Annotated in this window: 22 protein-coding genes; 13 read left to right on the forward strand and 9 right to left on the reverse strand. The window is 39.2% G+C overall.

Annotation, left to right across the window (positions count from 1 at the left end; translation table 11 throughout):
- Positions 1-162: 162 nt before the first annotated feature.
- The 4 genes from ACDZ29_RS14235 to ACDZ29_RS14250 form a co-directional block, all read right to left on the reverse strand.
- Positions 163-1,743 carry an S-layer protein gene (locus ACDZ29_RS14235; RefSeq protein WP_375087993.1) on the reverse strand — a complete coding sequence of 527 codons (1,581 nt, stop codon included), beginning with the start codon at positions 1,741-1,743 and terminating at the stop codon, positions 163-165.
- Positions 1,744-1,975: 232 nt separating this feature from the next.
- Positions 1,976-2,560 carry a YjgB family protein gene (locus ACDZ29_RS14240; RefSeq protein ID WP_289323721.1) on the reverse strand — a complete coding sequence of 195 codons (585 nt, stop codon included), beginning with the start codon at positions 2,558-2,560 and terminating at the stop codon, positions 1,976-1,978.
- 625 nt (positions 2,561-3,185) lie between these two features.
- Entirely contained in the window at positions 3,186-3,656 is a 471-nt protein-coding gene (locus ACDZ29_RS14245) for a DinB family protein (RefSeq protein ID WP_289323722.1), read from the reverse strand.
- A gap of 583 nt (positions 3,657-4,239) precedes the next feature.
- Positions 4,240-4,653: a GNAT family N-acetyltransferase gene (locus ACDZ29_RS14250; RefSeq protein ID WP_289323723.1), complete on the reverse strand. Its 414-nt coding sequence runs from the start codon at positions 4,651-4,653 to the stop codon at positions 4,240-4,242.
- A gap of 575 nt (positions 4,654-5,228) precedes the next feature.
- Here ACDZ29_RS14250 and ACDZ29_RS14255 point away from each other — a divergent pair.
- Both ACDZ29_RS14255 and ACDZ29_RS14260 read left to right on the forward strand, forming a co-directional pair.
- Positions 5,229-6,122 (forward strand): TIGR01777 family oxidoreductase, encoded by an 894-nt coding sequence (locus tag ACDZ29_RS14255; RefSeq protein WP_375087994.1) that lies wholly within the window; start codon positions 5,229-5,231, stop codon positions 6,120-6,122.
- Between the two features lie 69 nt (positions 6,123-6,191).
- Positions 6,192-7,361, forward strand: coding sequence for an LL-diaminopimelate aminotransferase (locus ACDZ29_RS14260; protein WP_375087995.1), 1,170 nt, complete (start codon positions 6,192-6,194; stop codon positions 7,359-7,361).
- Between the two features lie 189 nt (positions 7,362-7,550).
- Here the strand turns inward: ACDZ29_RS14260 and ACDZ29_RS14265 are convergent, their stop codons facing one another.
- Positions 7,551-7,793: a hypothetical protein gene (locus ACDZ29_RS14265; RefSeq protein WP_375087996.1), complete on the reverse strand. Its 243-nt coding sequence runs from the start codon at positions 7,791-7,793 to the stop codon at positions 7,551-7,553.
- 132 nt (positions 7,794-7,925) lie between these two features.
- Between ACDZ29_RS14265 and ACDZ29_RS14270 the strand changes: the two genes are divergently transcribed.
- The 3 genes from ACDZ29_RS14270 to ACDZ29_RS14280 all read left to right on the forward strand — a co-directional run bounded on the left by ACDZ29_RS14270 (position 7,926) and on the right by ACDZ29_RS14280 (position 9,310).
- Entirely contained in the window at positions 7,926-8,156 is a 231-nt protein-coding gene (locus ACDZ29_RS14270; RefSeq protein WP_375087997.1) for a hypothetical protein, read from the forward strand.
- A 204-nt stretch (positions 8,157-8,360) separates the two neighbouring features.
- Complete coding sequence (locus ACDZ29_RS14275) at positions 8,361-8,633, forward strand: phage holin (protein WP_375087998.1); 273 nt, start codon at positions 8,361-8,363, stop codon at positions 8,631-8,633.
- A gap of 197 nt (positions 8,634-8,830) precedes the next feature.
- Positions 8,831-9,310, forward strand: coding sequence for a C40 family peptidase (locus tag ACDZ29_RS14280; protein WP_375087999.1), 480 nt, complete (start codon positions 8,831-8,833; stop codon positions 9,308-9,310).
- A gap of 85 nt (positions 9,311-9,395) precedes the next feature.
- Here the strand turns inward: ACDZ29_RS14280 and ACDZ29_RS14285 are convergent, their stop codons facing one another.
- Together ACDZ29_RS14285 and ACDZ29_RS14290 are read right to left on the reverse strand one after the other, a co-directional pair.
- On the reverse strand, positions 9,396-9,932 hold the full coding sequence (locus ACDZ29_RS14285) for a GDYXXLXY domain-containing protein (RefSeq protein WP_375088001.1): 537 nt from the start codon (positions 9,930-9,932) through the stop codon (positions 9,396-9,398).
- On the reverse strand, positions 9,925-10,983 hold the full coding sequence (locus ACDZ29_RS14290; RefSeq protein ID WP_375088002.1) for a DUF2157 domain-containing protein: 1,059 nt from the start codon (positions 10,981-10,983) through the stop codon (positions 9,925-9,927). The genes ACDZ29_RS14285 and ACDZ29_RS14290 overlap by 8 nt, the downstream gene beginning before the upstream one ends.
- Positions 10,984-11,216: 233 nt before the next feature.
- Between ACDZ29_RS14290 and ACDZ29_RS14295 the strand changes: the two genes are divergently transcribed.
- The 6 genes from ACDZ29_RS14295 to ACDZ29_RS14320 all read left to right on the forward strand — a co-directional run bounded on the left by ACDZ29_RS14295 (position 11,217) and on the right by ACDZ29_RS14320 (position 20,661).
- Positions 11,217-11,534 carry a PadR family transcriptional regulator gene (locus tag ACDZ29_RS14295; protein WP_375088003.1) on the forward strand — a complete coding sequence of 106 codons (318 nt, stop codon included), beginning with the start codon at positions 11,217-11,219 and terminating at the stop codon, positions 11,532-11,534.
- Complete coding sequence (locus tag ACDZ29_RS14300) at positions 11,534-12,088, forward strand: DUF1700 domain-containing protein (protein WP_289323735.1); 555 nt, start codon at positions 11,534-11,536, stop codon at positions 12,086-12,088. Before ACDZ29_RS14295 ends, ACDZ29_RS14300 begins: the two co-directional genes overlap by 1 nt.
- The gene (locus ACDZ29_RS14305; RefSeq protein ID WP_375088004.1) at positions 12,081-12,875 is read left to right on the forward strand and encodes a DUF4097 family beta strand repeat-containing protein; all 795 of its coding nucleotides are present in this window, start codon (positions 12,081-12,083) and stop codon (positions 12,873-12,875) included. The genes ACDZ29_RS14300 and ACDZ29_RS14305 overlap by 8 nt, the downstream gene beginning before the upstream one ends.
- Before the next feature lie 489 nt (positions 12,876-13,364).
- Positions 13,365-14,210 carry a diguanylate cyclase domain-containing protein gene (locus ACDZ29_RS14310; protein ID WP_375088005.1) on the forward strand — a complete coding sequence of 282 codons (846 nt, stop codon included), beginning with the start codon at positions 13,365-13,367 and terminating at the stop codon, positions 14,208-14,210.
- A gap of 401 nt (positions 14,211-14,611) precedes the next feature.
- Positions 14,612-15,817 (forward strand): MFS transporter, encoded by a 1,206-nt coding sequence (locus ACDZ29_RS14315; RefSeq protein ID WP_375088006.1) that lies wholly within the window; start codon positions 14,612-14,614, stop codon positions 15,815-15,817.
- A gap of 173 nt (positions 15,818-15,990) precedes the next feature.
- Positions 15,991-20,661, forward strand: coding sequence for a hypothetical protein (locus ACDZ29_RS14320; protein ID WP_375088007.1), 4,671 nt, complete (start codon positions 15,991-15,993; stop codon positions 20,659-20,661).
- A 222-nt stretch (positions 20,662-20,883) separates the two neighbouring features.
- On the opposite strand, the gene ACDZ29_RS14325 is transcribed toward ACDZ29_RS14320, so the two are convergent.
- A complete protein-coding gene (locus tag ACDZ29_RS14325; RefSeq protein WP_375088008.1) occupies positions 20,884-21,132 on the reverse strand; it encodes a hypothetical protein in 249 nt (82 codons plus the stop codon).
- Positions 21,133-21,523: 391 nt separating this feature from the next.
- Positions 21,524-22,444 (reverse strand): hypothetical protein, encoded by a 921-nt coding sequence (locus tag ACDZ29_RS14330; protein WP_375088009.1) that lies wholly within the window; start codon positions 22,442-22,444, stop codon positions 21,524-21,526.
- Between the two features lie 263 nt (positions 22,445-22,707).
- On the opposite strand from ACDZ29_RS14330, the gene ACDZ29_RS14335 reads away from it, so the two are divergent.
- Both ACDZ29_RS14335 and ACDZ29_RS14340 read left to right on the forward strand, forming a co-directional pair.
- A complete protein-coding gene (locus ACDZ29_RS14335) occupies positions 22,708-22,938 on the forward strand; it encodes an excisionase family DNA-binding protein (protein ID WP_289323741.1) in 231 nt (76 codons plus the stop codon).
- A 224-nt stretch (positions 22,939-23,162) separates the two neighbouring features.
- Positions 23,163-24,182 (forward strand): AI-2E family transporter, encoded by a 1,020-nt coding sequence (locus tag ACDZ29_RS14340; RefSeq protein WP_289323742.1) that lies wholly within the window; start codon positions 23,163-23,165, stop codon positions 24,180-24,182.
- The last annotated feature ends 75 nt before the right edge of the window (positions 24,183-24,257 follow it).

Consider the following 24,257-nt stretch of genomic DNA (forward strand, 5'->3'; position numbering starts at 1 on the left):
CTAAAAGAAAGATAATCGTTATCCGAGGAAGGATTTTAAAGAAAGGGAAGGGATCATTAAGAATCTAAGGGGACAAAAGCCCGTCATCCTCGTCGATTATTAACTAAGTGGATGAGAGGCTTTTTTTGGACCGTCCAGAACTATTGCAGAATATTAATTAACTTAGTGTTTATCATGATTTTTATCTTCTACGCTGACGAAAATAGGGTTCGAATAGAACCAAAGGTCTTTATAGTTACGTTTGTTTATTTCTGAAAAACGCGTTTCGTTATCCTCGATTTCAGTCTTTGTATCAATCAGCGGTTCACCGTCAATCGTTTCTCCAGAGACATTTACCCCTAGATTCGTCCCTCGCAAACGGAAATATTGATCCTTATTCGCTTTGACTTTGTAAGTGATGGCATGAAAACCGTCGCCATCGGTTTTCCAGTCTTTACTTGTAAAGCGTTTAACCACTTTTGTCGTATCATTGGTAGCTTTATTATAAGCAGGTGTTCCAGGCACTGCTTTTCCAGTTACTTCCCCGGAAATTAAATCCACGTGATCCACCTTAACGGGGTCCCCGTTGTTGTTCTTTTTGGGGCTCTTAAATCGGATGGTAATCTTGACCTTCTGTCCTTCCTTCACTTTAAGTTCCCCGCCCATATCTGCCTTGTTGTTTCCGTTTTCAGCTTGGAAATCAAGGGCATCGATCAAGTCACCAAAAACGGAGAAGGATTTTCCAGATCGCATTCCATTAAGGACGGATTGCATCGATGAACCATTTACCCATGTGTAATTTTTCGAATATTCTCCTGGCCAGTAACCGCTGGAGTATAGCCGGTTTTCACTGATTTCAAAATGGGAGTCCGAATTGGAAAAGGTCCAGAACTTACGACCTTCCCCAAGAAGCGCATCCCATGCCCCTCCTACCTTAGCAAGCATGTAATCGGAACCGCCATAGGTCCGATTTTCGGGTGTTGTCAGATTTAAACCGCCTCTATCTGGCTCCATCTGGTTACCTGGCATACCTTCAAATCCGAACATGACATTCGGGGCGATATTGTTGAAGTCGCGAAAATCAGATATGTTGTACACCTTTTTTCTTGATGGGTGGTTCAATATGGCATAACTTGTATTCTTATAATTTTTCTCAAGCCATACCAATGCCGTTCGAGCATCCCCGGGTGTCTTATTGGCTCTTTGATCCTGTGCTTTCCAGACGGCTACATCCACAGGATCAAACATCTTTTCATCCTGGTTGGTGAACAGATATTCAAATTGATTGCCAGCTGTCAGACTTTTAGGTGATCCCGGCTGATCTCCCAAAATGCCTATGCCGACGTGCTCGTATGTGGGCATGTCCCATTCAAAGCCTGAAAAGATGACTTTATTTTTAAATTTTCCCTCTTTTTGAAGTTGTTCCATTTTCGGGGCTTGATATTGAATGATTCCCTGAGATAGCGGTATCGGCCCGCCCGGAATCAAATTTCCCTCATCATCCCTTGAAGACATCCTCAAGTGGTCGGAAATTCCCATCCAATCCATGCCGTACTTTTCAAATGCGTTATTTAGCAAGCTTTCAAGGCTCTGTGATCCCTCGGCATCATCTGACTGAGTGGTATGGGCATGATATTCGCCCTTTATCCATCTGCCTCCAGGTTGATTGTCTTCTGAATCTTTTGCAGCAACCGCGGGAAGACCTTGAAAAAGGATGGCTATGCTTACAACCGATACTGTAAATGCCCTGAACTTATTAATCATCTTTCCGACATCTCCTAATATTGAAATAATATTGAACAAGCTAATTTTATTGTAAAAATATTAAGAACTCGTTTGGGGGGAGTATGGTTTTTGTAAATGGAATGATCGGTTCTGATTCCATTCTGTATTTTGGGAGGTTGAAAGTGATAGAAGGTTAGGGGCTGGAAACAAAAAAGGCTGTAGAGAAAATATTCCTTCTCTACAACCTGCAACGACTATTTTTCCGTAAATATTATTTAGCTTCGAGTAAATTGATATGATCTACAGTTTGATCTTCACCGACAATGAATTGTAGTTCATAATTTCCTGTCTTGTAAATATAGTTGATTTCATTCGTTCTGGAAATATGGCGTATTTCGTCAGCGCTGCCGAGTTGTTTCCCTATAACTTTAGGTGTGATGTTTCCTAGATTATGGTCCCGTTCTACATTTGTCCCAAAATATCGGATTTGTGAGATGGTCTTGTCATCGTTATAGGCAAATGCAAATCCTGGGTGTCCCATCTCTGCATGGTAATAGTCAAATGTTTCATCAGTGTTACCTGGTTCTGGGGGGGAACCAAATTTCTCATATACTTCTTTTTGGGTGTTTTCACTAATTTTCAAACCCTTGGCAGTATAAGGCATCTCTCCTGAAAAAGCTTTGTTGTAGATTTCATGTAAGGTGGTAAGCGCGTGTTCCTTAGCTATGCCAGAAGTGGAATCCATAGTGGAAGCAGCCTCAATCGGTTCTGTTGAAAATGAAGCACCCGCCCCTAAAAGAGTACTGGTTAGAATAACCGCGCTAACCATTCTGACCGCTGGTTTTTTAGATAACATTTCTTATCCCTCCTATACCATTTATTTTCCACAATTTCCTAATCGTGAAACATTCTCTTGGTGATCTATTGGATTGTTTGATTATGGTGTAGCATCAGGGAATTTATAAGTTGCATCTGCTTCCGGTTTTCCAACTTTCTCAATCACTTGTTCAACAAGTGGCTCTAAGATTTGACTCTCATGTTTATTTCCAGGTGTTACTATCTTTTCCGATATAAAACTTTTGCGGTCTGCGGCACCAGTTGATTTAAAGTAATCATTTCAATTTGATCTCGCTGATTAGAATCATGTTTAGCAAGCATCCTCATCACCTCAAGTTCAAATAATTCTATTTTAAAACAATAAAGACTTTAGGCAAAAGGGTTCTATCTAAAAGTTAAAACTAAGTAAATTGGAGCGGAAGGTGCGAGACTCCTGCGGGAAAAGCGCGTCCAGGGGGAGACCCCGCAGGCGCAAAGGCGCCGAGGAGGCTCCCGGACCGCCCGCGGAAAGCGAGTGCCTGGAGCGGAAATCAACGTCCAAATTGTACAAGCAATAAAAAAACTGTAGGCAAACTCGATTTTCATTGAGTTTGCCTACAGTCTGGGTGCTTCACCATGTGAAACACCCTTTGAAGATGATGCTGTTAATCCCAAACACTAATTCTAGGAACTCCAGCAGTTCTTAAATAGTCCAATAATTGACCAGTATGTACAGACTCATGATAAGCGATTCTTAGCAACATGTCTCCTAAATCCCTGATATATCCTACATTAGAGCGATCAATTTTAATATTGGATAAGTCGTCTTCGCTAAAGGATACTATTGTTTCCAAAAAATCACGCCTGTAAGGTTCGGCAAAGTTTAATTCCGCTTCTACAGAGATAAGTGGCTGTTTTTCAAATGGTGATTCGTAAACTGGTAAGCTACCTTGATTTTTAATAGATAAATGATAGTAATGCTCACTATCAAGGACATGTCTAACCATTTCTAAACAGCTCATTGCCTTGTCGTCTGGTTTCCAATGGAGTGTGTCTTTAGGTATTGAAGTCCATAGTTTAATGTTTCTTCTTCTAACCTCTTCCATATTTAAGATGATTAGTTCTATCGATTTCATAATTATCTCCCCTTTAAGCAGGTATACAATCACTATACACGAATGAGCGCTGAAGATATGGGGTGATTTTTAAAATATAGAAAAAATTTACATTATGTTGAGGTATAAAATCATTGCGTATTTCTTCTAATATGTACAGCACCGCTCCTGTTTTATTCAATGAAGATAATCGTATGATATGGTTAACCAGCTTTTACTGGTTGACCTTTTTAATGGGAACTCAAATATCAAGACAAGGTAAGACATACGGGCGGATGGTTTCATTCAATTGAATTGTACGTGACTACATGTAGAAAAGGGCATTTCAATGAAGCATCCTAGAGAGGGTCAGATCATGATAGGGTATTAAAATTAAATGGTCGAAGAGACTACAGGGAAAATGCCTATGAATCCATGTAGAATTTACAGGCGATTTCTTTCCGTAGTTTTTCATTGCAGGGAGTAACACAAGATTCATATATTCGGGGTAATCCTCTATTCCTTATTAGTACCAGACAAGAATTCCAGTTAATAAATGGTAAAACAGAATGTATTTTAATCGATTTTTCTCCTTATTTACGCTATAAGGGGCAGGAGGCCCTTTTTAAATCAGGGATTGAATTAGAATGTCATCATGATAAATTAAAATCGGTTTAAATCCAAGGCCTTTAAACTTTTGCAATGCTTCAGGGTTATTTTTGTTCACAAAACCGGACACTACAAGGATTCCTTTTTTTCTCACATATGCTACTAATTCTGGTAAAAGGGATTGCAGAATTCCCTTTCCTCTATATTTCTTGTCAAGGATTACATAATTAATATGAGCAACTTTATATAAATAAAGATTATAACAAAGAAACCCCACTACTTTACCTTTATCATTACAAATCACAAGTACCTTGTGTGACTTTTGCAAAATTTCATTCGCTTTATCGGACGAAACCCGAAAATTTTTTACCGTAATATCAGTTAATTTCTTTATATCTTTTTTAGGTTTCCAGTCTCGAAAAAAATACATCATAACTTCTCCTTATCTCTATTAGATATAACAGTTATTCACTAGAAATATATAGCTGGTACATGTAAATACATAACCAAAAATCAGAAAACAGTATTTTAACAGGGAATCCCTTTAGAATAGTCCAAAGGGATTCCCTGTTAATTTCAAAAAAGCATCCTTCTAATCCCTTTCAAATTCCTTGATAGAAGTAGGTTCCTTGATAGAAGTGGGTTCCTTGATTGAAGTACCTCTATTATTGTTTAAAAAATTTTCTAAGACTCTTCTCAAGGCAGTCCTACGGCTGCTATTGCCAGTTCCAGAATTACCAGTTCCGGAATTACCAGTTCTTCTTAGTTTTTTGTTTGACACTGAAATCATCCCTTTGTTTTATAATTTTCCACATTACTAATTTATGTGTAATTTTCCCTTTTGCTTGGACAAGTTCATCATTTATTGCTCAGCGGTATGTTATGTATTCGTGCTACCATTCAATGTAATAATATGGTATAATCTTTGTGAATTAATTCACAAAAAAAGGGTGTCACTGGTTATTATTCGTACTATTAACTCATAAGAGAAAGTGGGTTGGTTATATGCTGAAGAAAGTGGTTTTAGCGGGCGGGACTGGTTTTGTCGGTCAATACTTTGAAAGGCATTTCAAGAATTTGGGGTATGAGGTAAGGATCATCTCCAGGCAAACCCCTCATATTGGCTGGGAAGATAAAGAAGGAATAAGGGAAACGATCGATAATTCGGATATGTTAATCAACTTAGCAGGAAAAACGGTCAATTGCCGCTATAATGTCAAGAATAAGCAAGAAATATTGGATTCACGAACTGATACGACCGAAGTGCTCGGACAGGCGATCGAACAATGTGAAAATCCACCTTCACTATGGATAAACTCAAGTACGGCAACGATATACAGGCATGCCGAAGATAAACCAATGACGGAAGAGGATGGTGTGATCGGTTCAGGCTTTTCCGTTGATGTAGCTAAAGCATGGGAGCGCTCATTTTTCGATTTCCAATTACCCAAGACGAGACAAATTGCTTTACGGATCGCCATTGTATTGGGCGATGGGGGAGTGATGACCCCTTATAGGAATTTGGTTAAATTAGGCCTGGGAGGCCATCAAGGAGCAGGAAATCAGAAATTCAGTTGGATACATATAGAAGATTTATTTAATATTGTCCTCTTTTTGAGAAAGAATGAGGAATTGAGCGGGGTATTCAATTGTTCTTCACCGCATCCAGTTACAAATCGCGAATTAATGGCCCATTTGAGAAAAATCATGAATAAAAAGATAGGAATGCCATGCCCAACACCCATGCTTGAAATGGGGGCTTTCTTTATGGGGACCGAAACGGAACTGATATTAAAAAGCCGCTGGGTCATACCTGAGAGGTTGGAAAAGGAAGGGTATGCATTTAAATTCCATCATCTTGAAGAAGCACTTGAACAGATACTAAGGAGCACTAATTAAGGGTATAAAATACCCGAGATTGATTGCTATAATGATAGATAAAAGATCAATAATGGAGGGGAATCATAAATGAATATGACTCCATCTGAAAAAGTCGGAAGATTCACAACAGGGATATTTTCAGAGTTGGCGACCCGCAAGCAGGAAGCAATGAAAAGAGGGATGGATGTTATCGATTTGAGTGTAGGAAGTCCGGATTTACCACCGCCTGATTTTGTAGTGGAAACGCTTGTGAAATATGCGAAGGATCCAAATTCCTACGGGTATACGTTAAAAGGTACGCCTGAGTTCCATGAAGCAGTCCGTTATTTTTATCAGCAGCGGTATGGAGTGGAGCTGGATGCAGAAAAGGAAGTCCTTCAACTGATGGGATCCCAGGATGGACTTGCACACTTGGCAACGGCGATGATAAACCCGGGAGATTATGTGCTGGTGCCAGATCCGGGATATCCAATTTATGAAGCGAGTGTAGAGCTTGCCGGCGGAATCATTCATCCGATGCCGCTTACTGCCGATAACGGATTCCTCCCCCAGCTCAACGGAATTCCGGATGAAATAGTGCAAAAAACGAAAATGATGATCATCAGTTATCCAGGAAATCCTGTCACCTCCCTTGCTGATGAAGTTTTCTTTTCAGAAGTCATATCGTTTGCGGAAAAGAATGAAATCCTGGTGGTTCACGATTTTGCTTATTCTGAGTTGATTTTTGATAATCATCCACAAATTAGTTTTATGTCCATTCCGGGTGCCAAGGAAGTAGGAATTGAATTTAATTCACTTTCCAAAACATTTAATATGGCCGGATGCCGCATTGGGTATGCGGTCGGCAATCGCGATGCGCTGAACATTCTGGGAACTTTGAAATCACACATCGATTATGGGGTCTTTTATCCTATCCAAAAAGCTGCCGAAATGGCGCTTACTTCCAACCTTTCGCTGCTATCCGATCAGGTTAAGGAATACGAGTCCCGTCGAGATGCCTTGATATCAGGCCTTGCCGATGGGGGATGGCATGTCCCGAAAACCTCAGCCACGATGTTTATTTGGGCCCAAATTCCAGCTGGGTGGAAATCACGCGATTTTTCCTATGCATTGATCGAAAAAGCAGGGGTTACAGTCGTCCCCGGAGATGCTTTCGGGAAGCAGGGTGAAGGGTATGTCCGGATGGCTTTGGTCCAACCGGTTGAGAGATTGACGGAAGCTGCTGAACGGATTCGATGGTTTTTGAAGGGGAATTGAGTGTGGAAATTCTAGCATTTGAAAGGAATAGTGAAGGTTTGAGTATCATATAACTCTAAGGAATTATTCTCATTCAAATATGAAAAGCATCTATCATGCCTATCGTTTTATTTACATTCATTCAATATGTTCAGGATATAAGAACGCTCGATCACGGATCGAACGTTCTTTCTTTTTGCTTTCTCCCGCTTAATTATTTTTTCGTGGCTTAATTAAAATGAAATAAGCTGATGCAGCGGAGATTGCAGCAAGTATCATTAAAGGCATTTGCGAACGTTGAACAAAAATGACCTCATTGGATAATGTACCGCCGATCTGCCCTGTTCTTGAAAAATCCGGGTCATAAGCAGCAGTTAGAATCAGTCCGGTTAATACTTGTAATATCATGAATATCAATAAGAAACAAATCGTGAAAAATAGATACTTTTTCATCCTCACTTTACACCTCCTCAATCATTTATGGATTCCCTGTTTGGGAGTTCCTGATATGTACATTTTCCGTAATTAAAATGGGAGGATATCCGCAGGCTTGCCGATTACCTCATATTTATAAACCGGGGGCAAATGATAGGTGAATTCGAAAAGGATAAATTGGCTCAGCAGTATAAACGGTTTTGGATGGCAGAGGATTTGCCGCCAGTATCCATTCCGGGGGAGATTGAGAGAAAAGGTTTGCGGACGGTGACTTCCAATTCGCCTATAGAGGCAGAAGCTTATTTTCTGAAGGAAGGAATTAACTGGCACGCTGAGGAGTATTTAGACCTTGAGGAAGTTGTTACTTACTTGTTAAAGTAAGGAGCTCTCTAGCTTTTTCTAAAACTACTTTTATGTTTAAGAGAAGGTCCATCCCGGATTGACCTTTTTACTATTATGGAAACTATTCGATATATTATTTAATGGGATTTCTGAACGTAAAAAGGACAAGCCGCATAATATATAGCAAGTCCGTAACTATCTTCAATGAAGTGGGCTTAATATGATAGAGAGGGGGGAAAAGCAATGATCAACTGGAGAGTCCGTCTTAAGAACCCGACGTTTATATTCACGGTACTCCTTCCTGGGCTTTTAATATTGGCGCAGATGGTTGCCGCATTCATAAACAATTTCATTACCCCTATAGGCTTTACCATTTCTGATGATGCATTGAACGGGGCTTTGGGCATCATTAACTTCATAGCGCTTACATTCTTTGGGGTCGGCGGTGTGGTCGATCATACCACGAAAGGTATAAGTGACAGTGAGAATGCTAGACAATACAAGGAGCCTAAATAATGGGCCTCGATTCTTTCATCTACTGAAGAGTAAATCCACCAGAGAACACCGGACTAGTTACACACCGGCGATCTCTGGTTATTTGTTTTTTTGCAAAGATTATGATGAACGAATTAAAAAATGATTTTTGGTCTGAAAACCGAAAGGCAACATACATTTAAAATTGTGGTTCATTTTCAGTTTGGGGAGGAAAAAGGATGAGTTATAGTTTACCAGTTTCAAAATGGCTTGCAGCCATAGTATTAATTGGAGTATTGATGGCGGCATTCATATTCAGTCCGGCTAATGCTTCAGCCTCTATCAATTATGGTGATGAAGTTGCCGCTTTGGCAAAGAAGCAGGTGGGGAGCAAATATAAATATGGGGGGACGACACCAAAAGGATTTGATGCTAGCGGTCTTACCCAGTATGTATATAAAAATGCCGCGACAGAAATGAAGATTCCAAGAACGAGTGCCGAACAGTTTAAAATCGGAAAGGCTTTGAAACAAAAAGACTTAAAAGCGGGTGATTTGGTCTTCTATGCCACAGGTAAGAAAGGGCAGGTCTCTTTTGTAGGAATCTATTATGGAAATGGTACATTTGTCGGGACCACAACCAAAGGGGTCAAGGTGGTCAAAATGAGTGATAAGTATTGGAAAGAAAAATATATAGGGGCAAAACGAGTCATTAAGTAACAAGCTGATTTTCATATGAAAAAAGACTAGCAAAAAGGGCATCGAAAATCCGATGCTCTTTTTGCTAGTCATATCCGGGGGTCATTCATTCAATGATGATATCCGTTAAAACAACATTGCCATTACGGACCTTTACCACGGCCACTGAAGGATTGGCCAATGCGTCCTTCTCCATTTCTTTTGCCTTTTCTTCGGATGCGAAATAATTGTCCAGACCGTATCTGATCTGTATGGTTTCCGCATTTTGAAGCTCATATGGGATTTCCAATTCCCCTTTTAGGTAAACGCCTTTGGCTGGTTTTTCTTTCGTTACGTAATCAACATCGTATAGTCCATCAGAGTTTTGTTTTAAACGTACATATACCTTTTTATAATCACCCATCTTCCTTGTATTGAACTCGGTTTTAATCGAGTCAGCGACTTGGGATGGTTTAACGGATTCAATTTCGTATTTCAAAGCCACATAGCTTCCCCTAAACAAGTCAGTCGGATCAACCGGGGCTGTTTTGATTTTGATTACATCTCCTGTCATTGTTGTCCAGACCGGAGGAATCGCCAAGACTAACAGAATCAAGACTGGAATGGAAAATATGAAGAGTGGACGGAATGATGGATTATTCATTGAGTTCCCCTCCCTTTTTTCGTTGATTTTCAAAGAAGAAGCCAAAACCGATAAGCATGATTCCACCGATGATGAATGTAAGCGATTTTGGCAGGAAGTCAAAGGAGTAGATGTAATATCTGAAAATCAGTGCACATATTATCACGATGCTGGTCAAACTGCCTTTTAGAATGAGATAAAGCAGAAAAACGAAATAAGCTAAAGGGAACCAGATTGAAAAATCAAAGGTTAGGAAGAGTGCCGTAATACCATGTAAGATATGCCCTTGTATGTGGGTGATGTTTTGTAATTTGGCTCTTACCGGAATATAGGCAAGCACGATTCCCAGTACAAACAGAATGGAAAGCACAATCGTATTCGAATTTTCAACATCCAGATTCGGCACGAATTCCATAAGAAATAAGGCAATTGTATTGATGGCTAAAGCGTTAATGAAAAAGGTCAGATATTTAGGGTAATCGAATTTCTTTAACAAAATGTATAAAGCCGGTAGAAATATAAGAATGGCAAGCGGATAAGACGTTTCATCAGCGAATGTACTTCCGTTAATATAAATGAAAAGCAGGAAAGATGTAAAAAGGAGGATGAAGACATCCTTCAAATAGTATCCAATGAATACCGTTCCAATCGCCCATAATAAAAAGGAACTGTTGAAATTGATGGTAATATTAAACATCTGCTCGATTAGAAAAATTCCTGCACCAAAAATCAGAATACCTGCATAATGCAGACTTCGTGACGTTTTGGGAAAGCGTACCTGCACCTTCACGCCAGCAAAATTCACTCCGATGAGGCATGCAATGATAAGCAGGAATTTAACCGCTTTACTTAAATAGATCCAGTTACTGGCTACGAAGGTCAATATGCCTAAACCTAAAAGAAGTGCCCCAATGGATAATAGAATAGTGATGAAGCTCAAATTACCTTTTATATCATAGGAACCTAACATCCTCACTTTCTCTTGCTGGGAGATGACTCCTTCCTTTTCAAGGTAATTAAATTCATGTTCAAGAAACTCGAATTGCTTTTTCGTTATTTCTTTGTTGGCCAAAGTAACTCCTCCTTCCATATTTTACTATTATACATCGTATTCTCTTGCAGCTTTGAATATAATGTTAATTTTCTTCTACCCTAATTGGAATGCATGTAAGACCAAAAAAATATTTTCAGTACCTTGCAATAAACAATACTGTGTGGTAAATTATTTACATAAGATGTATTGTTCGGTGTTCAGTACTGTTTATTGAACTATACTAAAAGACTCTTGGAAGGAGCGATGGTGCTTTGAATGTACAATTTAAAAAGGGTGTCCTAGAACTGTGTGTTCTGGTCTTATTGGATAAGCAGGATCGTTATGGTTATGAACTTGTACAGAAGATTTCGGATCAAATTGAAATATCGGAAGGGTCGGTATATCCACTTTTGCGACGATTGACGAAGGAAGAGTATTTTACGACTTATTTGCAAGAATCAACAGAAGGGCCTCCGCGCAAGTATTATAAGTTAACCGACAAAGGCCGTAGATACCTTCAAGAGCTGCTGATGGAATGGAATGAATTTTCCAATGGGGTCAACCAATTAATCAAGGAAGGTGTGAACTAATGAATAAAGAACAGTTTTTAAAACAATTGAATGCCTCTTTAACCAGACTTTCCTTAGAGGAACGGGAAGATATCCTCCAAGATTACGAAGAGTATTTCGCAATTGGAATGGAAAAAGGGAAGTCAGAGCAGGAAATCTCCACCTCCCTTGGGAATCCTAAACAGATTTCCAAGGAGCTGATGGCATCCTATCATCTTGGCCAGGTAGAACAAACGACTTCTGCCGGTAATGTAATGCGGGCAGTTTGGGCAGTCATTGGTTTGGGATTCTTTAATTTAGTGATCGTTTTGGGACCTTTTATAGCATTGGTTGGAGTTGTCATTGCAGGCTGGACTTCGGCGATAGCATTCATTCTTGCTCCGTTTGGCGCTCTTTTCAACCTTGCGATAGGTAACTTTCAGTTTTTCGACCTGTTCTTCGCATTGGGACTAAGCGGGATTGGCATTTTCATTGCCATGGGAATGTTTGTTGCTACGAGTGCTTTAACCAAAGGGTTCATTCGCTATTTAAAATTTAACGCTTCCCTTGTGAAAGGCGGTTTGAAAAATGATTAATGCTAAAAAATTATCGATTATTGCACTTGTATTGTTATTGGTCGGAGTGATAGGAAGTCTGTTTACGTTTTCCCAAGTTATGGATCAGAAGGCGACTACAGAGGAAAAAACGATTTCAGAGATCGTGACGGATGTTCAAATCGACACTGACAATGCAGTTGTAGAGATTCTTCCAACGAAGGATAAGGAGACCCGGATTGAGTTGGTTTCAAAAGGGGTGAATGTTTCCAAGTTGGATTTCACTGCATATGTGGAAGGAAAGAAGCTTTCGGTAAAATTAGAAGACCGAAGTACCTTTAGCTTTGGTTTTCATATACAATCCTTACATTTAAAAGTATTTGTACCTGATAAATCTTATAAATCCTTTGTCGTCGAGTCTGATAATGGAAAAATGCAAATATCAGGATTGAAAAGTGAAAATTTAATGGTTGAATCTCAAAATGGCCGGGTTGAACTGAATGATATAGTAACCGAAAAAGTCGAAGTGAAATCTGCTAATGGGAAACTAGATCTTAATAATGTAGAGGGAAAACTGGTTGGGTCATCGAATAATGGTAAAATCACATTGGTCACGAAAGACTTGGATAGGATGATCGACCTCGAATGTAATAACGGTAAAATCATGATCAAAACGGAGAATGAACCAACAAATACAACTTTCGATGTTCATGTCGACAATGGGAAAGTAGATATCCTTGGTAAGCATGAGGGAAATACTGTCATTGGCAAAGGTGAAAACTTAGTGAAATTGGAAGCGAATAATGGGAAAATCGAGATAACGAAATAGTTGTGAAGCATGAAAAAGCCGACCCAATTGGGATCGGCTTTTTCAATTATGCGGCCATTTTTTTTTCATAAACAGAAGCTAATATTTGTTGGAACAAAGTACTGATCGGCTAGAGAGGAATTGACGAGTTTCCAATAATAGAGAAGATGCTAGTGGTTTTTCATTTTATAATAGCGTGGGTAATTTGCTAGAAGTGGTCCCCCTTCTAAGGAAATAATAAAAACATTTTAATGTTTTTCCTTTTAGATGTTTTTGGAATTATAATATAGAAAATAATTATGTTAAAAGTAATGAATGAACCGTGTAAGTCCGCCATCAAATGTAAGGAAAAATTTTATGGAAAATGACTTCAAAAGTATGGGGGCTGTAGAATGAAATTCAATAAATTGTCATTAGATATATTTAAACGTACGATTTTCACTCGCAAGAAAAGGGAAAAGGACTATCTGAAGAAAGGATTCGAAGAGCAAAAAAATTGTTTTTAATATAGTGGAGAGTTCTAAGGATATCATCTACTGCTACGAATCAAATCCAAGTTCCAAGTTCAGGTATTTAAGTCCATCCATCAATACACTTTTAGGTCAAGGTGTCTTGGAAGAAGCATACAATGACCCTTCCTCGCCTTTTGAAAGGATTCATCCTGATGACTTTGAAATCCTAAATGAAAAGATATACGTTGGAATTGATTATACTAAGCCGGTCATTCAGCGCTGGAGAGATATTGAGGGGAATTATTTGTGGTTCGAGGAATATGCTACACCAATATATGAAAAAGAGAGATTGGTAGCCGTTCAAGGAATCATTCGGAATATCGATGAAAGAGTGAGATTCATACAGGATATTGAGTATCAAATGTCCCATGACCCATTAACGAATATACATAACCGACAGTTTTTCGATAATATATCTGCCAAATCCAATCTGGATTTTGATACTCCGGTTGCCATGATTTTGTGTGATTTAGATGAGCTGAAATTTATGAATGATACGTATGGCCATAAGAAAGGGGACGAATTGATTAAAGAAGCGGCCAATCTATTGAAACGGATTTTCTCGGACATCGCTGTTGTATCAAGAGTGGGAGGGGATGAGTTTGCCATACTGCTGATTGATAGAAGCAATCGAGAAGTGGAATCTCTTTGTGAATTATTAAAGGAAGAAATCCTTCTGCAAAACTCACTAAAAAAAGGGACTCACATCAGTATGTCAATCGGGCATGCTTACCGTTCGCATTCCAAAGGGAATATGGATAGCTTATTCAAAGAAGCGGATCAAAAAATGTATCAAGATAAACGGCGAAGAAAAGAACAGAAACTCGTTCGGGCGGGTAGATGAAAGATATGGGATACACTAAGATAGGGCGATACTACCATTCCTCACTAGCTGAGTGGTTGTTTCCTAGGTTGTTTAATGGATTTTGAATTTAAGGAAATTCAATTAGATTGGCGGGATTCGTTTCAATTAAAAGGATTCGGAGTCGTTTCGCTGTATGAATGATGAATAGAAGCAAAGGTATTATGTATTACGGCAAGGCGAACCTAAATTGTAGTTTGCATACGGTAAGTGGACGGAAATGGTTATGTCAGGTTTTCATTTGAATGTTAAAGGGGGAGTCCAGTGTCATACTGGGCTTTTATTTATATATATATATTTAGGTGCACGAAATAAATCATTCGCTTATTTTAACCAATTTTAGTAAACTGGCAATGACTATTTTAATTAGAAGGTGAAGGGATATGAGGGAAACCTTAGTGGATGAACGGGTAAGAGGGACTGATAAAATCTGGACACGTGATTTCATCATGATCTGTTTGGCAAATATGTGCATCTTCATGGGGTTTCAAATGACGATGCCGACCCTCCCGCTGTTTGTTGAGCAGCTTGGTGGTGACGACCGCCTGGTGGGGGCTGTTCTTGGAATCTTCACTTTTTCGGCCTTGCTTGTTCGGCCAATTGCCGGCAGATTATTGGAGACGAAGGGAAGACGCATCGTTTTTCTTATTGGGTTAGCCATTTTCGCATTGTCAGTGGGTTCCTTCGGTTTCATGGGGAGCATCGGCTTGTTATTCATGATGCGGATTGTACAGGGCGTCGGCTGGGGATTTTCTTCAACGGCTTCAGGAACGATTGCTTCCGATATCATCCCTGTGAAACGACGTGGTGAGGGGATGGGTTATTACGGATTATCGGGTAACTTAGCACTGGCATTCGGGCCATCATTGGGCCTTTTTCTAGTTACGGTCCTTCCGTTTCAAGAGTTGTTTCTGATTTGTTCATTATTAGGCTTGTTTGCCATCTTTACTGCATCACTTATTCGATATCAAAAAGTGGAAAGTGATCCATCGACGGCAGTGGCAGCCAAAAGGTTTGATATATATGAAAAAAGTGCCCTTCAGCCATCTTTGCTCATTTTCTTCATTTCCGTTACATTTGGTGGAATTGCAACCTTCCTGCCCCTTTATACAGCGGAAAAAGGTGTAGATGGGATCCAGTGGTACTTTTTGGTATATGCAATGGCCCTCATGGTCACGAGATTATTCGCGGGTCGATTATATGACCGAAGGGGACATCGTGCAGTATTTGTGCCCTCAACAGTACTCATCATGACTGGGATGCTACTGCTCGCGTGGATGCCTAATGAAGCGGTCCTTTACACCGCTGCAGTGCTTTATGGATTTGGATTCGGTTCTGTTCAGCCGGCGCTGCAGGCATGGTCGATTGAAAAGACGGCACCTAATCGGAAGGCGATGGCGAATGCAACATACTTTTCATTTTTCGATCTTGGAGTGGGCATAGGTGCCATCGTGTTCGGGCAGATAGGCTTCCTCTTCGGCTATAGAAGCATCTATATCACGGCAGCCGCCTCGATTTTCATTTCAATGATCGTTTATCTATGCATTATCAGGAGCGAGGATAAAGTAAAATCAATGGAAAGACGCTGAATGGCTTCAATGGAAGTCATTCTTTTTTTTGAGTCAGGAGGAACACCACTGGCTTCGTTGTTTCATATACGTATCATCCTGAATATTTAAAAAATGGAAAAACTTTGTTATTATCGAAAAGAGAATATACATAAGATGATAGAAGGTCTATTTGAAGGAAGGGGAATCTTGGGATGAATGATTCTTCAAATGAAGAAATGACATTAGAAAGAAGGAAGCGTATTTTCCAAGAAGAGCTGGATGTTTTATGGGAAAGGCGGCTCATCCCTAAATCAGAATATATCCGGATTAGCAGGGCATACAATCGGCATTTCCAATTAGCCCTCCATAAACAAAAGCGCTTAGAGTATGAAAAAAAGAAGTCCATCCAAGCACATGAAACGATTATCGATGAAAGTGCCGAGATGAAGGTTCAAGATAGCCTGATTGAGGAGTCTTCATTGGAATTACTGAAATCTGATGGATTGAACGAATCGATAATGAAAGGTGAGAATTCCGGGTGTGATCCTATTGAATCCGTTTTGGAGGATAGTCTTGAACCTGTCAAGGAGATCACTGATAGGAAACCGGTTATTCAACAGCAGGCAATCAAGCTGGAGAAACCAGTAAAACCGGCAAAGCTGAAGAAAACACCTGAGCAAATCAGGGAACGGAATATCTCTGTCATCCTGCTTACTGGGGTCATATTACTTCTGTTCGGCGGATTGATTTTAGCAACCTCTTCATGGGGGAATTTGAATGCGGTCCTGAAAGTTTTCTTCATAGGAATGGTTTCCGTCATTTTTGCGGGGATGGCCTTCATCGCTTCGAAGCTGAAAATTAAACAGACGGCTTTTGCATTCTTGACGCTAGCGGGTTTATTCATTCCGATTACGATTTTATCAGCTTCATATTATCGGATTTTTGGAGAGTACCTTTCACTTAATGGTGGGGGGCGGGGGCTTCTGGGGTTTCTTGGAGGATTACTCTGCTTAGCCATTTATTTTAAGATTGCTGACTACTTTAAGTCGAAAATATTCATTTTCATTTCCATATTCACGTTCGGTATTACCTGTTATTTCGGTTTAGCCTTTGTGACGCCGACAATCGAGTGGATGTTTTTGGCCATTGGCATTCTTAATTTAATTCTATTATGGAATATTGAGCAATTGAAAAATCAAAAAGCATTAACGTTATTCAAACCATTCATTTTTCAATTCATCCAGTTTAAGATCATCGTTGAAGCCTTTGTAATCTTGACGTTATTTTCTAGTAACTTGGTGTATTCACTAACGTTGATGTTCTTTTCTGTTTTGTTTTTAATTTTTGCCGTAAAATTTCAAAAAAAATATTATGAAATGGCTTTTAGTGCCGTTTTTACGTATGGATATATCCATTTTGTTTCTAATTCATTATTAAGTGAATACATGGTCATTGCTTTTGCACTTGTACCAATCATTTTTACCGCTCTTTCAAAATATCTGGCCAAATTCAAAATGACTAAGCTTTCGAAGAATTTCATGTTTACAAGTTTGATTGAGAGCGGGATCGTTTTCTTATATATAAACGCGATGGCGTACCAGGAAGTCTATGCGCAAATATTCATCGCGCTCATGATAGTATCCGCACAGCTTGTCTATGTTTCCGTTCAATCGAGAAAATCAAGCTTCACGTACCCGGCTGTTGTTGTTTTCAACTTAGCGTTCGTATATCTTTTCTTTGCTTTACCAGTCTCTTTTTCTACCGGTTTAAATCTGATTTTTGTTCTTCAGGTCATTCAATATCTTGGATTATATTTATATAACCGTCACCCAAGGTACAGCCTGTTTAAGCGGAGTATCTTACTTATCTCCCCAATGATCATGTTAGTGATACTGACCAGTAAATTCAGCGAAATGGATTGGCTTGCAGTTAGCGCAGCCCTCGCCATGATCTCTGGACTTTTCTTCATCACATATATTAAAGACGATAGTAAGCATATGAAGGAAAACGCCATTTACGGATTTCCAATCACTTTCGTTTTGGCTTTGGTTGCTTTCTATCCATATTTATTGGAAGGTTTAGAGTGGGTCCGTTCATATATCCCGGTCAGCCTCTATTTAATGGGGGTTTCGCTGATTTCAATAGGTGCAGCTTATACATTTAAAAAGGAATATCATAAATTCTTTCCTGTTTTTGCATATAGTGGACAGATTCTTTCCTTCCTTTCCTTGATATGGATCCCATTCGATTCACTGAATCCTTTGGAGGCAAGCGGAGTGATTGCTGTAGCTACTGCAATAAATGGTTGGTCCGTCCATATCCATCGGAAGCACATATTCTGGGTGCCTGTCGTAATTACAAGTGCCAGCTTATATGCTTCACTCTACGATGTTTTTGATTTTGGTTCAATGGTGTTGAAGATTGCGTTCGTGTTGATCGGCCCCATTATCTTTTTCCTATTAGGAAAATGGCTTGGGAAATACTCAAAAAATGGGAAACTGTACTTCTTTTACGCAAGTCACCTTGCCAATTTACTGGCGATTCCTGTTGGATATATGCTCATTGCCCAAACGGAAAGTTCGCCGTTCCTATATGTTGCGCAACTGTTGATTTATATTTTGAGTGCTTTTAGGGCGCATGTGAAATGGGGAGTATACGTTTTTACGTACCTAGGGTTTTCAGTCCTTTTCCTACAGGTCCATTTATTTGTGGTAAACATGGAGCAAATGGTATTCATTACATCAATATGCATGATGATAACAGCAGGACTCATAACCATTCTGTGGGCGTTATCCAATAAGAATTGGAAAGGAATCATGGAGTATTACCTTATTCCATTCATTCATTTAGGGATAAGCATATCCATCTTGGAAACGGCAATCCGGGACTTTCCGCTTAACCGCGAGTTGGTCTGGGTAGGGGTGATGACTGGACAGTTCTTGTTTGCCTGGTATCTGCTCATGCAAAGGAATTGGCGGAACTATGTTGTGATTCCTCTGACCCTGGCGTTCATTTTCTACAATATGTATGCAAATACATTACCTCTGGTTTTTGCGATAATCGTATTGTTTGTATGCATGGCTGTGATGGTGTTTGCCAGCAGTCGCCATTTCAAAGGATTGGTCAACCAAGTGGGAACGAAAAGAGTCATTGATTATTATCGGATTTATGGCTTGTTATATCTCTGTACTCTTAATCTGGAAGTGTTTATGGGCGATACAGGTTCTGCGATTTTGGGGATTTTTGTTTCCCTGCTGTTGCCTAGCTACTTCATCCTGATGAGAAGATTCACGATCTATAAGAAAGAAAGAAGCATTTACTCAGGAATAGCGGCCATCATCGGACTTTTCCCTTTCATTAATATCATAGACTATGCCCATACACTCCCAATCGTCACGAGTTTGGCTGTTCTTTTCGGCTGTATGGCAGGAATGTTGTTGCTAAGCAGGCTGTATTCCAGCGGGTTACTCAAGAAAAACGGATTAGGCATCATCAGCTTTGATCCTTTCAGAATCTATGGTTTATTCTTTGTGATCGATATGAATGCGGAGGTTTTTCATGATACTGATCAACAGTTACTCCAAGTCTTTGTATCGCTCTTGTTAACCGCTTATTTCATTTTCCTGAGAAGCTTAACAACGGAAAAGCAAGAAAGGAAAATCTATACCAATATTGCTGCTCTAGTCAGTCTATATCCTTTCCTAATCATCGTCGACTATGCCGAAAGCCTATCGGTTGTAATGGGATTGATGGTCCTTTTCAGCTGTATGTTAGGAATGCTGCTTTTAAGCCGACGTTATTTCAATGGCTTAATCAAAAAGGAAGATACAGGTATTACTATCGATGGATACAGGATATATGGCCTGTTATTTTTACTGGCCATGAATAGGGGAATTCCAGTAACTGAAACATCAAGCCAGTTACTCGAAGTTTTTGTCTCACTCTTGATCACGGTTTACTTCATCTTGATTGGAAGTTTCACAAAGGATGTAAAAGAAAAGGGCATCTACGTTTGGCTGACGGGAATTATCAGTTTGTATCCGTATTGGACCATCATCATGTATACGGACACATTACGGCATTTGGTTGGTATGACAGTCCTTTTTGGGTGTGCGGCCATAATGGTACTGCTTAGCAGGAAATTCTTTAAAGGCCTGCTGACTAAAGGCGGGGCAGGACTTCAATTGGACTTTTACAGAGTCTATGGCTTGCTTTTTCTTCTTGCCATGAACATGGATGTTTTGACGGGGGGACCAGCACATTTCCTTCTGCAAATCATCGTGGCACTGTTGATTCCAATCTATTTCATTTTGATGAGAAGCACGACGACAGGAATGATGGAAAGAAAAACCCAATTAGCTGCAGCGATATTATTCAGTCTCTATCCGTATTGGGTCATCACGGGTCAATTCACGATACCAGCTGTACTTGAGGAGGAGGTAAATATACTGCCGCTGTTCATTGTCAGCACCATTCTGCTGAGGAAAATCTTTGTTAAAGGCAAAATCACACAATATATCGAGATGGGTATTGTATTCCTCTTGTTTTTAGTCTTGATCATTGATGCAATGGCGGGCAACACTTTATACGATGCGCTCATTATCGGAACGGTGTCATTGGCAGCAATGCTCGTTGGCTTCATGATGAAATACAAATCCTATTTCATCGCTGGAACTGGCACCATTTTATTCAATGTCTATATGAATACCAATTCGATGTGGAGCGAGATGCCATGGTGGCTGTATTTAATCATTGGCGGAGGGCTGCTTATCGGAATTGCCTCTTTCTTTGAATGGAAAAAACAAAAAGACAACCGGACATCGAAGGAGGTTCTCGAGAAAAATAAACAAAGGATCAAGAATTGGTTCAATCGGTGGAATTAATGAAGAAGGAAATAGACGCCTTAAAAAATTTCCGATGAAGGCGATGCTTACCTATAATTTGAAGGAGATAGCCACTTGGACATGGCAATGTCTAATAATGGCCTAAAAGAGTGGCTTGCACAGCCCCAATCTCTTAACCTTGGACGAAAATTCAAAGGGAATCTCAAAAGGGGTTCGGAATTTATAAATTCCGAACCCCTTTTGTCTACAAACTGAGAGCACTTAAAAGCTCTCTTTCTCTTTTTCTTTTTTTTTTATTTCCTCTTGCCAATCATGAATTTCTATTTCCCACTCATCTAGATTAGTTTGCAAAACATTAATTAAAAATGGTGAAAGGACATTTCTATATTTTTTTAATTCTTGAATTAATTTCACTCGATCTTCAGTTAAACCTTGTACTAATTTTTTCTTGTTTTCCAAATTTGCATATACAAAAACTGGTCTGAATTTCCGTATCTCTTTATCATCCATATCAGTTGTAACTCCTTGGAGCAATAGTGGAAAACATTAAAATCGTTGCTAAAATTGCTAAAAAATGTTTTTTCATTTTTTCTTCTCCTTTTAATTAATAATCTAAAAGCTATAAATTAAATTCTATGAAAATTAATAGAGGACATTGTTCCAATTTTGGTTAATATCTTTTCAATTTTGAATGATCCTCTGAAAAAACCAAACTCATAGTAGAATCTATCTAACTTTTCATGGAGCTGGTTTTGAAGACTTTCAAAACATCTGAGATAAAGTTTGTGAAGAATTAGTAGAAATCCATTATGAGAACATCATCAAAATCATAAAAAACCACTCTGAAAGCATACAGAGTGGTTTTTTCGCGTTTATTCAAATGTTTTTCCAAGCGAAAAGCTCATGACGAACAAGAACTGCATGAAGAACAGCTAGAAGAGGAATCAGAACTGCTGTCATGGGAACTGTTATGATCGCCACCATGGCCGGATCCAGAGGAAACTGTGTTCGATTCATTCCCGAAAATATCTTTAAATTCGCTGTCAAAATCATCGGTACTTGCATAAGTGAAATAGGCAGGAGCTGCGTAGTCCGTCTGGTCGTACGTTTTCCGCCAATTCAATTCTGTCATGGGGCGATTTTCTTTAAATTGGGAAGTGAAAGATTCAAAGGTCCGTTCCGCTTGTATACTTGTCGGTTTCCTCATATATTTCTCTTTTAACTGCTCCAGCTCCAACGTTTCAAAATCGCGGAGAAGTGTTTGCCCTTTATCATGTTTGAAAAATTTGCCCCATTTTTGAATGGAATGGGAATCCACCGTAAATAGCTGTACATAGTAAAAGTCAAAAAGAGTACGCTCTTCGGGTTTGAAAACAGGTTCTGAATGCGGATGGTGTTGAATGGTCCTACCGATGAAAGCCTGGCAAAACTCATCATATTCCTGTCTATATTTCAGCATGATGTGCCATAACTCATCGATGACTGAATTAAACATTTCAACTTTTCCAAACACTGCAGCCATAATCAAATAGCGTTTCAATTCACGCCAAGCCTGATTGACCTTTATCTGTGAGTCACGTGGATGCTTCAGTCGGAATTCAGCATTGATCTTTCCCATATAATTGAAATCCAGTGCTTTATTAAGCTTTTCTATCAATGCTTCTGAAACGATTTCCGTTGCATGCAGGTCTAGAGTTTCCGCATGGTATTTACGGAATTCATTTTGATAGCGTTCTAATTTAGCCGGTTCACTTAGCCGTTTCAAGAAATTGACCAGGATAACAGCAAAAATTGCCGCAAGAATGACATAAAAGAAGGTCATTTTTGTCCACTCCTCTTAATCTATGTATATTGTACTTTAACATTATCTTACATGTTATTGGAAGGGATTGTAAGTTATTGTTTGGAATTCCGTCCAAAATGTTCTATTTACTGTAATCGATTAAGCTGGGTAGGTAACATGCCAAAAACCCCTGAATCCGGTTTCGTCCTTTCCTTGGAATTGAAGGGATTTTCAATCAAAGATCAAGCACTTCAAATAATGCCCCCAATCTAGTATAGTTAGTATGGAAAAGGGGTGAAGGCATGTACTTGACAATTAAAGAGACTGCGGAATATTTATCGATGCCGGAATCTTATATAGAAAGTTTGATCGTTCAAAATAAAATTCGCACCGTTCATGACGGTGAGCAGCATTTGATTTTTAAAGAGCAGTTTAATATGCATCTTGAACAGATGGAAAAATATAAGAAGCAATTGGCGGATTATTATAACGAACCCATTCCCGAAGATATCGATGTGAAGGATGAAGATTAGCATCTGCCCATTTGGCAGATGTTTTTTCATGCATGAATGACAGTGGAATTATGGAATCGGATGTTCTAAAAAGCTCTCAACTAACGTCTGCATCATGGGGATTACTGATCATTCAAAAAATTTTGTTGTCAATGGAAGGTAATTGTAGTAGAATCCCTCAATTCCGTGTAAAATAATAAGTAGAAGGAATTATCAAGGCAGAATGGTAGTTAGGAGATAGGTAAGTGGTAAAAGAGTATTTGCAAAGCGAAGGTTTTTCAAGGTTAATTACATTAATTGTGTTAGTCCTCTTTTTAATAAGCATCGGAAGTATGGTTAATATCGTGTTATTCACATTTGTTTTCACTTTCCTGATGGGAAGGCTGGAGCAATTTATCATGATTCGGCTGGATAAAGTGATGCATATCAATTCTAAGGTTGTTATAAGTTTTTTATATGCAGTCGTCATTTCTAGTTTAGCCATCGTTCTTTATAAATATCTACCGGTCATTACGCTACAATTCACGGAATTAGTCACACAGATCGTTTTCTTCTTTCAACATCCACCAGATAGCAGGGTCATTCAATATGCCATTAACTTAATGAACGAGCTGGAATCGCCGCTCGATCTTCAAAAACAGATGAATACACTCTATCTTTATATATCCGATTTCGGTAAACTGGCATTTCAAATTTTCATTTCCATGTTGCTTAGTCTATTTTTCTTATTGGAAAAAGATAAAATCATTCGCTTTACATCAAAATTCAAGCGTGCCAAATTTAAATCTTTCTTCATAAACCTAGGACACTTTGGCGTCAAATTCATCAATTCATTTGGAAAGGTGATTGAGGTCCAATTCTTGATAGCCATTACGAATGCTGTCCTATCGGTAACTTTCTTATGGATACTTGGCTTCCCTCAGTTGCTCGGTCTAGGAATCATGATTTTCTTCCTGGGTTTGATTCCGGTTGCAGGGGTCATCATCTCCCTCATTCCACTTAGCATGATAGCCTATAGTATCGGCGGCATGCCAAAAGTGATTGCTGTGCTCATCATGATTGTTGTGATCCACGCAATTGAAAGCTATATTTTAAATCCGAAATTCATGTCGGCAAAAACAAATCTTCCAACATTTTTCACCTTCATCATCCTCTTGTTTTCCGAGCATTTCCTAGGGATATGGGGATTGATCATCGGGATACCGATCTTCATCTTCCTTTTGGATATGTTAGATATTGAAGAGGGCAATAAGGAAGTTCCATAATAATCATTTAAGCAGCGGCCACGCTAATTTGGCCGCTGCTTATTTTTATTCTATTAAACCTTTTGAAAGTTTCAC

This window comes from Peribacillus sp. RS7 (genome assembly GCF_041956845.1).
GTDB lineage: Bacteria > Bacillota > Bacilli > Bacillales > DSM-1321 > Peribacillus.

What these genes read in the sequence shown, in the direction of transcription:
- ACDZ29_RS14235 (WP_375087993.1), bottom strand. Translation starts at nt 1,743, where the DNA reads ATGATTAATAAGTTCAGGGCATTTACAGTATCGGTTGTAAGCATAGCC.
- ACDZ29_RS14240 (WP_289323721.1), bottom strand. Translation starts at nt 2,560, where the DNA reads ATGTTATCTAAAAAACCAGCGGTCAGAATGGTTAGCGCGGTTATTCTA.
- ACDZ29_RS14245 (WP_289323722.1), bottom strand. Translation starts at nt 3,656, where the DNA reads ATGAAATCGATAGAACTAATCATCTTAAATATGGAAGAGGTTAGAAGA.
- ACDZ29_RS14250 (WP_289323723.1), bottom strand. Translation starts at nt 4,653, where the DNA reads ATGTATTTTTTTCGAGACTGGAAACCTAAAAAAGATATAAAGAAATTA.
- ACDZ29_RS14255 (WP_375087994.1), top strand. Translation starts at nt 5,229, where the DNA reads ATGCTGAAGAAAGTGGTTTTAGCGGGCGGGACTGGTTTTGTCGGTCAA.
- ACDZ29_RS14260 (WP_375087995.1), top strand. Translation starts at nt 6,192, where the DNA reads ATGAATATGACTCCATCTGAAAAAGTCGGAAGATTCACAACAGGGATA.
- ACDZ29_RS14265 (WP_375087996.1), bottom strand. Translation starts at nt 7,793, where the DNA reads ATGAAAAAGTATCTATTTTTCACGATTTGTTTCTTATTGATATTCATG.
- ACDZ29_RS14270 (WP_375087997.1), top strand. Translation starts at nt 7,926, where the DNA reads ATGATAGGTGAATTCGAAAAGGATAAATTGGCTCAGCAGTATAAACGG.
- ACDZ29_RS14275 (WP_375087998.1), top strand. Translation starts at nt 8,361, where the DNA reads ATGATCAACTGGAGAGTCCGTCTTAAGAACCCGACGTTTATATTCACG.
- ACDZ29_RS14280 (WP_375087999.1), top strand. Translation starts at nt 8,831, where the DNA reads ATGAGTTATAGTTTACCAGTTTCAAAATGGCTTGCAGCCATAGTATTA.
- ACDZ29_RS14285 (WP_375088001.1), bottom strand. Translation starts at nt 9,932, where the DNA reads ATGAATAATCCATCATTCCGTCCACTCTTCATATTTTCCATTCCAGTC.
- ACDZ29_RS14300 (WP_289323735.1), top strand. Translation starts at nt 11,534, where the DNA reads ATGAATAAAGAACAGTTTTTAAAACAATTGAATGCCTCTTTAACCAGA.
- ACDZ29_RS14305 (WP_375088004.1), top strand. Translation starts at nt 12,081, where the DNA reads ATGATTAATGCTAAAAAATTATCGATTATTGCACTTGTATTGTTATTG.
- ACDZ29_RS14315 (WP_375088006.1), top strand. Translation starts at nt 14,612, where the DNA reads ATGAGGGAAACCTTAGTGGATGAACGGGTAAGAGGGACTGATAAAATC.
- ACDZ29_RS14320 (WP_375088007.1), top strand. Translation starts at nt 15,991, where the DNA reads ATGAATGATTCTTCAAATGAAGAAATGACATTAGAAAGAAGGAAGCGT.
- ACDZ29_RS14325 (WP_375088008.1), bottom strand. Translation starts at nt 21,132, where the DNA reads ATGGATGATAAAGAGATACGGAAATTCAGACCAGTTTTTGTATATGCA.
- ACDZ29_RS14330 (WP_375088009.1), bottom strand. Translation starts at nt 22,444, where the DNA reads ATGACCTTCTTTTATGTCATTCTTGCGGCAATTTTTGCTGTTATCCTG.
- ACDZ29_RS14335 (WP_289323741.1), top strand. Translation starts at nt 22,708, where the DNA reads ATGTACTTGACAATTAAAGAGACTGCGGAATATTTATCGATGCCGGAA.